Source organism: Intrasporangium sp. (assembly GCF_036566125.1).
GTDB lineage: Bacteria > Actinomycetota > Actinomycetes > Actinomycetales > Dermatophilaceae > Intrasporangium.
In genome coordinates this window covers 1-2,323 of record NZ_DATCWX010000038.1, presented here as the reverse complement: position 1 = coordinate 2,323, position 2,323 = coordinate 1, and the positions used below count along the sequence as shown (strand labels likewise).

2 protein-coding genes, 2 rRNA genes and 1 pseudogene are annotated in these 2,323 nt (G+C 67.4%); all 5 read left to right on the top strand.

Translation table 11 applies throughout. From position 1 onward, the window contains the following. Positions 1–414 (top strand): 23S ribosomal RNA (locus tag VIR15_RS02370); the annotation flags it as partial. An 84-nt stretch (positions 415–498) separates the two neighbouring features. Next, positions 499–615: ribosomal RNA gene (gene rrf, locus VIR15_RS02365) — 5S ribosomal RNA — on the top strand. A gap of 340 nt (positions 616–955) precedes the next feature. After that, positions 956–1,261, top strand: a complete 306-nt coding sequence (locus VIR15_RS02360) for a hypothetical protein (protein ID WP_331925866.1) — start codon at positions 956–958, stop codon at positions 1,259–1,261. Between the two features lie 134 nt (positions 1,262–1,395). Continuing rightward, positions 1,396–2,004 (top strand): tetratricopeptide repeat protein, encoded by a 609-nt coding sequence (locus tag VIR15_RS02355; protein WP_331925865.1) that lies wholly within the window; start codon positions 1,396–1,398, stop codon positions 2,002–2,004. Beyond that, positions 1,967–2,323, top strand: a pseudogene (locus tag VIR15_RS02350) (hypothetical protein); the annotation flags it as partial. The gene VIR15_RS02355 and the pseudogene VIR15_RS02350, both read left to right, overlap by 38 nt.

The following is a 2,323-nucleotide window of genomic DNA, read 5'->3' as shown; positions in this document are numbered from 1 at the left end:
ATGGTTTGGCACCTCGATGTCGGCTCGTCGCATCCTGGGGCTGGAGTAGGTCCCAAGGGTTGGGCTGTTCGCCCATTAAAGCGGTACGCGAGCTGGGTTTAGAACGTCGTGAGACAGTTCGGTCCCTATCCGCTGTGCGCGCAGGAAACTTGAGAAAGGCTGTCCCTAGTACGAGAGGACCGGGATGGACGAACCTCTGGTGTGTCAGTTGTTCCGCCAGGAGCACCGCTGATTGGCTACGTTCGGAAGTGATAACCGCTGAAAGCATCTAAGCGGGAAGCACGTTTCAAGATGAGGTTTCCCCGCCCGCGAGGGCGAGAGGCTCCCAGCCAGACGACTGGGTTGATAGGCCGGACGTGGAAGCACAGCAATGTGTGGAGCTGACCGGTACTAATAAGCCGACAACTTGACCAACAAAGATGCTACGCGTCCACTGTGCAGTTCCCGAGATACAAACGGAGAACGACCCACCCACCGTTCTTGATATCTCCACAGAGTTACGGCTGCCATAGCGAAGGGGAAACGCCCGGCCCCATTCCGAACCCGGAAGCTAAGCCCTTCAGCGCCGATGGTACTGCACTGGTGACGGTGTGGGAGAGTAGGACGCAGCCGGACACACTTTCACAAGGCGCCCTGGACGAGACTTCATTGATTTCGTCCGGGGCGCCTTTATTTGTTTACTGGACCCAGCTCGTCTGGCGCGAATGCGGTCCGAGGGAGAAGGATGACGTCATGAGCGACGACCGGGACAGGAACGACGACCGTCGAGGCGACGGCGCGAGGCGAGACGAGTCCCGCCCGCGTCGTGACGACGACCGTCCCCGTCGTGCCAAGGGGCCCGGGCCTACCCAAGGTGCGGCCTCGGCGGGAGGAAAGACGCCTCATGGCTCCGGCTCCGCGCGAGCTGGCAAGCGCCCGTACAAGACCGGTCAACGACCCTCGGGGGTTGACCGGCGTGACGACCGGAGGGGGGAGCGCAGGCGCGACGGGGGAGCCGATGACGGGAGGGGCTTCCGTCAAGGCGACGAGCGGCGTGACCGACCCCGCCGGGATGACCGCCGGGATGGCCGTCGGGATGGCCGCCGCGATGACCGCCCGGATGGGTCACGAGGCGAGGGACGCGGCGACCGGTCCAGGGGCCGAGCATCGGGTTCGGCGCCCCGTGCACCTCATGGTGGACGGGGCGAGCAGAACCGGGACTCGGGGCAGGCTCGCGGCCGGCGGTCCGGGCCTGAGGAGCGCCGTGGCGGCCCGAGACTGACGCCGAAGTCTCCGCGCAAGCCGGAGCCGGCGATCCGGGAGGGTGTCACGGGGCACGAGGTCGACCGCGGCGTCAAGAACCAGCTCAGGACGCTCTCCAAGGAGAACGCCGAGGGCGTCGCGCAGCACCTCGTCATGGTCGCCGAGCTGCTCGACGTGGACCCGGAGGCGGCACTTGCGCATGCCGAGACGGCGGTGCGTCGGGCCGGCCGGGTTCCGGCCGCGAGGGAGGCCCTGGGCCTGGTGGCCTACCGCATGGGTGACTGGGCCCGTGCGCTCAGCGAGTTTCGGACGGTGCGGCGCCTGTCCGGCTCGCACCACCTGCTGCCCCTCATGGTCGACTGCGAGCGGGCCCTGGGTCGGCACGCCAAGGCTCTCGAGCTGGCACAGAGCGAGGAGGTCGCGAACCTCGCCATCGACGATCGCGTCGAGCTGGCCATCGTCGTCTCGGGGATCCGACGCGACCTGGGTCAGATCGAGGCCGCAGCCGCAGGACTCTCGGATCTGGTTCGGCGCCTCAGCCCGAATCGTCCGTCGGCTGCGCGGCTCTACTACGCCTATGCCGACGCCAAGCTGGCGGCGGGCGAACCGAGCGAGGCGCGGGAGTGGTTTGCCCGAGCCGCCGACGCCGACCACGAGCTGACGACAGATGCGGCCGAGCGGCTCGACGAGCTCGATGGCGCCGAGGTCATGGACTTGTCGCCTGATGAGGACGAGATCGATCCCGAGTCCGCAGAAGGCTGAGCTGGCCGGACACCGCATGGACGACGACAACCACGCCTCGGAGCGCGACAGATTGGACTGGGCCCCCTTCAGACGGGGGTCGGAGGGACCCATACGGAACTCCTACGAGGGGATCGTCTGTGACCTCGACGGCGTCGTCTACCGGGGAGCGGGGGCGGTGCCTGGTGCCCCAGCTGCGTTGCGGCGCTTGGCTGCCCACGGACTGCGGGTCGTCTACGCGACGAACAACGCCTCTCGTCTGCCCGGCGAGGTCGCTGAGCACCTCACCTCGCTCGGTCTGCCGGTCACCGCAGACGACGTCGTGACGAGCGCGCAAGCC

Bases quoted from the DNA above. Each gene is read 5' to 3' on its own strand.
- VIR15_RS02355 (WP_331925865.1), top strand. From the start codon at position 1,396: ATGGTCGCCGAGCTGCTCGACGTGGACCCGGAGGCGGCACTTGCGCAT.